At 42.7% G+C, this 7,446-nt stretch carries 6 protein-coding genes; all 6 read right to left on the reverse strand.

Features of this window, described 5'->3' with window-relative positions; genetic code table 11:
- Positions 1–50: 50 nt before the first annotated feature.
- The 6 genes from FN961_RS24345 to nlpI all read right to left on the reverse strand — a co-directional run bounded on the left by FN961_RS24345 (position 51) and on the right by nlpI (position 7,167).
- A complete protein-coding gene (locus FN961_RS24345) occupies positions 51–884 on the reverse strand; it encodes a nucleoside-specific channel-forming Tsx family protein (protein ID WP_144042737.1) in 834 nt (277 codons plus the stop codon).
- Positions 885–1,237: 353 nt separating this feature from the next.
- The gene (locus FN961_RS24350; RefSeq protein WP_144042738.1) at positions 1,238–2,497 is read right to left on the reverse strand and encodes a NupC/NupG family nucleoside CNT transporter; all 1,260 of its coding nucleotides are present in this window, start codon (positions 2,495–2,497) and stop codon (positions 1,238–1,240) included.
- Positions 2,498–2,672: 175 nt separating this feature from the next.
- A complete protein-coding gene (locus tag FN961_RS24355) occupies positions 2,673–3,473 on the reverse strand; it encodes a TatD family hydrolase (RefSeq protein WP_144042739.1) in 801 nt (266 codons plus the stop codon).
- Between the two features lie 5 nt (positions 3,474–3,478).
- Entirely contained in the window at positions 3,479–3,643 is a 165-nt protein-coding gene (locus FN961_RS25895; protein ID WP_185972877.1) for a hypothetical protein, read from the reverse strand.
- Between the two features lie 381 nt (positions 3,644–4,024).
- Positions 4,025–5,605, reverse strand: coding sequence for a peptide chain release factor 3 (gene prfC, locus FN961_RS24360; RefSeq protein WP_144042740.1), 1,581 nt, complete (start codon positions 5,603–5,605; stop codon positions 4,025–4,027).
- Positions 5,606–6,258: 653 nt separating this feature from the next.
- Positions 6,259–7,167 (reverse strand): lipoprotein NlpI, encoded by a 909-nt coding sequence (gene nlpI, locus FN961_RS24365; RefSeq protein WP_144042741.1) that lies wholly within the window; start codon positions 7,165–7,167, stop codon positions 6,259–6,261.
- Between the last annotated feature and the right edge of the window lie 279 nt (positions 7,168–7,446).

Consider the following 7,446-nt stretch of genomic DNA (forward strand, 5'->3'; position numbering starts at 1 on the left):
CAAAAAGTTGAGCCACGCCTAAGCGTGGCTCATACAGCGATTACAAAGTCTTAGAACTTGTAAGTTGCTGTGAAGTAATGTGCGAAACCAGTTGATTCTAGACCAACACTGCCGCCATCATCTTTAACTAGGTATACATCTTGGTATGCTTTCAAGCCATAACCCAGTGCATAGTTGTCTGAATGCCAATGTAGACCGAAGTAAGCTGCGCCACCACTTGAAGTTTTAGGTACAAAAGCATCATCAACTGCGTCAGCACCAAACTGGTAATCTACATAACCTTGGAAAGAGATAAAAGTACCGTTCTCGAAGTTCATCACTGGCTTGAACCAGTTCATAGAGAATTGGTAACCGTTCCACTCTTTAGCATTCAGGTCATAGTAACCGTAAAGGTTCATGCCAGTTTTACCCAACCATGGCACCATTACATCAGCACCTAAACCCCAGAATGTAGAGTTAACGCCTTCGCCAACACTGCCGTCCCAGTTGAATAGAGTCGAGAAGTAAACTTCTTGGATTGGACCAGCTGAAAGATCCCAACCTGTCATTGCATCAATAGAGAAACGTGGTGCGAATTTCATGAACAATTTGCTGCTTCCGCCGCCCGCTCCCTTATCGCCGTAGTCACGGTTAGTGATGTTGAATACATCAACATAACCATACAGGTCAACGATACCAGCACGGCCGCCGAATTCCATTTCCATGTAATCATGGCCGCCATCAGTTGAACCATCACGTGGAAGTTCATTTACAGCGTACATTGCGTTGAACTGCATCCAGCTGTAATCGCCAGAACGTAGATCTGAACGATCAGCAGCAAAAGTAGGTGCAGACATAGCTGCTACAGCTGTTGCTGCTAGTGCTAAAGTTTTAACGTTTTTCATCATCAACCCCATTTATTTTATGGTTTACTGCTCTTTTTAGAAAGAGTCAGCATTTCTTTTTTATGGCGCGCATTTTACTTATTTTGCGCCAAAGCACAACATTATTAATGTAAAATTGCGAACACTAAGTTTTAACATTCAAACAAACATCTATCTATTAACTGATTTCGTCAGAGAAACGAACGCAAAATCCATTAATAAATCGTGTTCATCCACACACCTCTACCATTCTTACGAATTTATTTAGTGATGCGATACAACGTAAAGCTGAAAAATGGTTAGGTTAACTTAGGCGCTACTCACATGAGCTGCGCCTGAGTTAAAGGGGGAGTCCCCCTTTAGAGTTTCTAAGCTTAAATTGCTAAGAATAGACCTGCTAGGGTCGCACTCATCAAGTTCGCTAGAGAACCTGCGATAACAGCACGAATACCAAGCTTTGCAAGATCATGGCGACGTGAAGGAGCCATAGCACCTAGTCCGCCAAGTAGAATCGCAATTGAAGATAGGTTAGCGAAACCACATAGTGCAAATGAGATGATAGCTTTAGTTCTATCAGACATAGCGACACCAGTTTCAGCAACAACCATACCGCCATCAGCAATATCTTTAAGGTAAGGAGCGAAGTTTAGGTAGGCAACGAATTCGTTAACAACAATCTTCTGACCGATGAAAGAACCAGCAACAAGTGCTTCATTCCAAGGTACACCGATAAGGAATGCAAGCGGCATGAAGACATAACCTAAGATAAGCTCAAGTGTTAGTCCTTCCATACCGATAAAGCCACCTAGGCCACCGATAATGCCGTTGATCATAGCGATAAGACCAACGAATGCGAGTAGCATTGCACCAACGTTAAGTGCTAAATGCATACCAGATGAAGCACCTGCAGCAGCAGCGTCAAGTACGTTTGCTGGCTTGTCAGGATCTTCTGGCAGATCGCTCATGTCGTTCTTAGCTTCTTCAGTCTCAGGATGCATCAGTTTAGCCATTAATAGACCACCTGGTGCTGCCATGAATGAAGCGGCAACGAGATATTCGATAGGTACACCCATCTGCGCATAACCAGCCATTACTGAACCAGCAATAGACGCTAAACCACCTACCATGATGGCAAATAGCTCAGAGTTAGTCATCGTTGCGATAAACGGACGAACCACAAGTGGTGCTTCAGTTTGACCAACAAAGATGTTTGCAGTTGCAGACATAGACTCAGTACGGCTAGTCCCTAATGCTTTTTGAAGTGCGCCACCGATGATACGGATAACCCACTGCATAATGCCAAGGTAGTAAAGTACTGCGATAAGAGAAGAGAAGAAGACAATGACTGGAAGTACATTGACTGCGAAAATGAAACCAACTTTAAAGTTAGCCAAATCGCCAAACAGGAAGCTAATACCGTTTTGAGCATAACCGATAACGCTTGATACGCCATCAGATACTGTTTTAAGGATATCTTTACCAACTGGTACATACAAAACGAAACCACCGAAAGCGGCTTGAATTGCTAGAGCACCGAACACAGTACGCTTATTAATTGCTTTTTTATTATTAGACAGCGCGAACGCTATCGATAGTAAGGTGACCACCCCTACTAAACTCATTAAAATATCCATTAACCATCACCCTATTGTTAATACTTTTTAATTATGTTGTTAACCAACCTTTTTCGGCTTCGATTATACCCGACCGCAAGGTTAAAATCGTGGTTTCGATCAATTTTTTGAAGTTTAATTTCAGCATCTTAGTGAAAAACTATGGTGCGACCAACACCTGTTTAAATAAAATAAATTAAAGGTCAAAGAGTTGCATTGCATTATCAAACATTCGTTCTGTAATCAGAACACTCGATTTTTTTTGTAATTTTGCGATTTCATCAATAATTAACGGTAGAATTAGTGGGGTATTACGTTTTACAAGGGAACTTTTAGGTGACATTGCAGGCGAATCTGTTTCAATTATGATCGAATTGGTGGGTATTTTTGTTATGCAATCTTTGAGTTTTCTCGCATCACTGTTTAAAATTAAACCACCAATTCCGAGTTTATAACCTAATTTAACATACTCTGTTGCCAACTCAATCGAACCGTAGAATCCATGTATCACACCTCCTCTGGCCAATTTATAACGCTTTAAAAGTGGCATAATTTCATTATGAGCCTTAACGACATGTAAAATCACCGGCAAATTTAACGACTCGGCCAGCATTAATTGATGCTCTAACACCAATATTTGTACTTCCCAATCACTCTTATGCAACTTGTCTAACCCACACTCTCCGATGGCAACAAAACGAGGGTCGTGAACGCTATCATTTATCCGTTTATCGAGTTCAGAAAGCGCATTTGGGAATTGCTTGTCGCTAAACCAAGGGTGAATACCCAACGCATAAGGACAAGAGTATTGAGTCGCTATTTGGTGTTGTTTATCCCAGTGTTCCGGAGACACTCCAGGAATAATGACGGTTTGAATACCGACTTTCTTCATGGATTGAAAGAGCACATCGCGATCAACATCAAACTCAGGAAAGTCCAAATGCGCGTGACTGTCTATTATCTTTGGAAGATAGTTAGGCTTAGTTATCTCAGACATATGATCTACTCTCCACTCTTGGAGGGTGAACGTTTATCTGAGTTATCTATAACTGGTCTTAGCTCTGGATCTTGTAATCTTGGCGCACAACTACGCCGATTCTCAGGCGTTAATCCCATACGGTCGCACCAAGCAATGTAACCTCGCCACCCCTTTACAATCCAATTCATATAGCCCCTAGGACAGGTAAATTTACCTGTCTATCATAACCCCAAATACCAATCAGTATAAAGATTTGAGCGCTCAGCGAGAGTTTAGCGCTTCTGAGGCAAGGATAAACACTTCTACTCTTTACGCTCTGGGATAAGCATTTCTGACCTCCATGGGCCAGTAATGCTCCAGGCTTTACTCTAGCACTTCCCATATCCCTATGGGGTAAGGAGGAAATGCCGAATAAATGTCTGGAACCTTGTTTATAAAGTAAACGGGGCCATGTGCAAATCCACTCTATCGCTGTCCCTACGATCGGGGATAAGCACATCCGTGTGCAAAAAAGCCCCAAACTTTCGTTTGAGGCTTCATCAGATTCATCACCTTGTAAGCGTTAAATATTAGTTTTCACGCGTCTTAGCAAATTGAATGTCTGGATAGCGTTCCATCGACAAATTCAGATTGACCATGGTTGGGGCGATATAGGTTAAGTTATCACCACCATCTAATGCCAAGTTACTGCTGCACTTACGACGGAACTCTTCAAGTTTACGCTCGTCATCACAATAGACCCAACGTGCTGTAGCTACGCTGATCCCTTCGTAAATAGCTTCAACTTTATATTCGCTCTTCAAGCGACCAACAACCACTTCGAACTGAAGCACACCGACTGCACCAACGATGAGATCGTTAGAATCTATCGGTCTGAATACCTGAACAGCGCCCTCTTCAGAGAGCTGAACTAAGCCTTTAAGTAATTGCTTTTGCTTTAATGGATCTTTTAAACGTATGCGACGGAACATCTCTGGCGCAAAGTTAGGAATACCGGTGAAACGGAACTTCTCACCTTGAGTAAACGTATCACCAATGCGCATTGTGCCGTGGTTATGCAAACCGATAATATCACCAGGGTAGGCAACTTCAGCACGATTACGATCGCCAGCCATAAAGGTCAAAGCATCGCTCACGTTGACATCTTTACCAAGACGCACGTGGTGCATCTTCATCCCCTGTTCATAACGACCCGAACAAACACGCATAAACGCGACTCTGTCTCTGTGCTTTGGATCCATATTCGCCTGGATTTTAAACACGAAACCACTGAACTTTTCATCTTCAGGCATCACTTCTCTAACCTCAGTCTCACGAGGTTGAGGTTTAGGTGCCCATTCAACGATACCATCCAGAATATGATCGACACCAAAGTTACCTAAGGCTGTACCGAAGAAAACAGGAGTCAATTCACCAGCAAGGAACATCTCAAGATCAAACTTGTTAGAGGCACCAAGAACAAGCTCTAGCTCTTCGCGAACTTCAGCAGCGTATGCGCCAATAGCTTCATCTAATTCTGGGTTATGCAGCCCTTTAATGACTCTGGAGTTCTGAATCGTATGACCTTGGCCACCTTGATACAGGATCACTTCATCACGCAGTAGATGATACACACCTTTGAACTCTTTACCTGAACTGATAGGCCAAGTGATAGGGGCACACGCAATATTAAGCACCTCTTCAACTTCATCCATCAACTCTACTGGATCACGAATGTCTCGATCCAACTTGTTCATAAAGGTCACAATAGGCGTGTCACGCAGACGGGTAACTTCCATCAATTTAATGGTACGTTGCTCAACACCTTTAGCCGAGTCAATCACCATTAAACAGGAATCAACCGCTGTCAGTGTACGATAAGTATCTTCGGAGAAGTCTTCGTGACCCGGTGTATCGAGTAGATTCACCAAAGCGCCGCCATAAGGAAATTGCATCACAGAGGTAGTGATCGAAATACCACGATCTTTTTCCATCTCCATCCAATCAGACTTAGCATGCTGCCCAGACTTCTTACCTTTTACTGTGCCCGCCTTTTGTAACGCGTTGCCAAATAAAAGTACCTTCTCGGTAATGGTGGTCTTACCCGCATCGGGGTGAGAGATAATGGCGAAAGTACGACGCTTGTCGACCTCAACTTTATAGCCTGACATGTTAACCTGCAGATTCATGGTGTTCGGAAAGGCGGCAATTATAGCGTCAAGGCAGCAAAATGGCTACCCAGTGGTCCAGAGATTAAGCATAAGCTTAAAAGAAATTCGAAAAGGCCAAAATTAGATAGCGTCAAGGCAGCAAAGTGGCTACCCAGAGCTCCAGAGATTAGGAATAAGCTTAAAAGAAATTCGAAAAGGCCAACATTAGATAGCGTCAAGGCAGCAAAATGGCTACCCAAAGCTCCAGAGATTAGAAATAAGCTTAAAAGAAATTCGAAAAGGCCAACATTAGATAGCGTCAAAGCAGCAAAATGGCTACCCAGTGGTCCAGAGATTAGGAATAAGCTTAAAAGAAATTCGAAAAGGCCAAAATTAGATAGCGTCATGGCAGCAAAATGGCTACCCAGAGCTCCAGAGATTAAGCATAAGCTTAAAAGAAATTCGAAAAGGCCAACATTAGATAGCGTCAAGGCAGCAAAATGGCTACCCAGTGGTCCAGAGATTAAGCATAAGCTTAAAAGAAATTCGAAAAGGCCAAAATTAGATAGCGTCAAGATGGTTAAAAGGGCTGGCGAGTATGAAAGGAGAACTGTCATCACCATGTCGACGGTTCAGCCTGCATGGTGAAAACAATGATAAAAGGGATAGAACCTTTAGTTAGTCATCTCACTGGATTGCGGTGCTGACATTGCTGCACTTATTTTTGCCAACTCCACTCTGGCATATCGATGTTCCACGAAATCATAAATATTCGTGGCGAGTGCGAGTCTGAAATAGTTCGCAGCATCAATATCCTGTCCTTGCTGCTGAGCTATTTTAGCAATGTAAAAGTACGCTTCACATAAACGCTCGGCATATTCGTTAGGATGAGACAGTCCCTCTTTCGCCGCAGCAAACACCTCATCTCGACTTTTTTTGCCTAAGTAGTAGTCAACCAACACACTAGACCATGCATTCCCTGCAAGGGTCACGCTATTGCTCATCAGATTGTTTTTAGCTTTTTCTACATCTACCGCACTTTCAATAATGTAAAGCCAAAGTGCTCGATAACCATCTTGCGGATCTAATGAGTAAAATGACTCCATATCGGATACAGCAAGCTCATTGCGGCTGCCATAATAGAGTGCAATGCCACGATTTAAAAAGGCATAGTCATAATCTGGAGATAGTTCAAGCACAGCATCAAATGCTTCGTAGGCGCTCTCGTATTCACCTTCTTGCGTATAGTAGATCCCAATAAAGTTATACGCATCGGCGATGTTCGGTTGTATCTTTAGTGCTTGATGAAAATCAATACGACTTAATATACGCAGCCCAACACTGTCGTAGATCACACCTCGGTCATAATGGAATCGAGCTCTTTGTGCATCCGTTAGTTCTGCCGATGACAAGATCTGATTTAATTTAGCTAAATTAATCTCAAGCTTGTAATCAGGCATAACGGGCTCAACCATGACTTTGCCTTGTTCGCTCCCCTCTGACTGAGTCGAAACACAACCTGTGAGAAAGATACTCACGCCAGTCAATACTACGACTGCAGCAGTCCGCACTTTTTGAATCATCCATTTACCCCTTTGGTTCACCTTTACCTGTAATCATAACAATCTACTATCACAACAGCTATCAAGGATTTATTTTATTTCAGTCATCGATACTGGTATTTATTATAAAAATTAGTATGACACTAACCATTTAGGCAATAAAAAAGGAGACCCTAAGGTCTAATGCCGATCATTTAGTGATAAATCGATCGGTTGACTGATCTTCTAGATGCTTCAGAATCCGAGTCCTACCTCTAGGTCTCGGATTTTTTTATGCAAGTATCTCAAGCTTTTGACATT

Source organism: Shewanella hanedai (assembly GCF_007197645.1).
In the GTDB taxonomy this organism is placed as follows: Bacteria; Pseudomonadota; Gammaproteobacteria; order Enterobacterales; family Shewanellaceae; genus Shewanella; species Shewanella hanedai.

Coding starts and splice junctions, on each gene's coding strand:
- FN961_RS24345 (WP_144042737.1), bottom strand. CDS start 884: ATGAAAAACGTTAAAACTTTAGCACTAGCAGCAACAGCTGTAGCAGCT.
- FN961_RS24350 (WP_144042738.1), bottom strand. CDS start 2,497: ATGGATATTTTAATGAGTTTAGTAGGGGTGGTCACCTTACTATCGATA.
- FN961_RS24355 (WP_144042739.1), bottom strand. CDS start 3,473: ATGTCTGAGATAACTAAGCCTAACTATCTTCCAAAGATAATAGACAGT.
- FN961_RS25895 (WP_185972877.1), bottom strand. CDS start 3,643: ATGAATTGGATTGTAAAGGGGTGGCGAGGTTACATTGCTTGGTGCGAC.
- prfC (WP_144042740.1), bottom strand. CDS start 5,605: ATGTCAGGCTATAAAGTTGAGGTCGACAAGCGTCGTACTTTCGCCATT.
- nlpI (WP_144042741.1), bottom strand. CDS start 7,167: ATGATTCAAAAAGTGCGGACTGCTGCAGTCGTAGTATTGACTGGCGTG.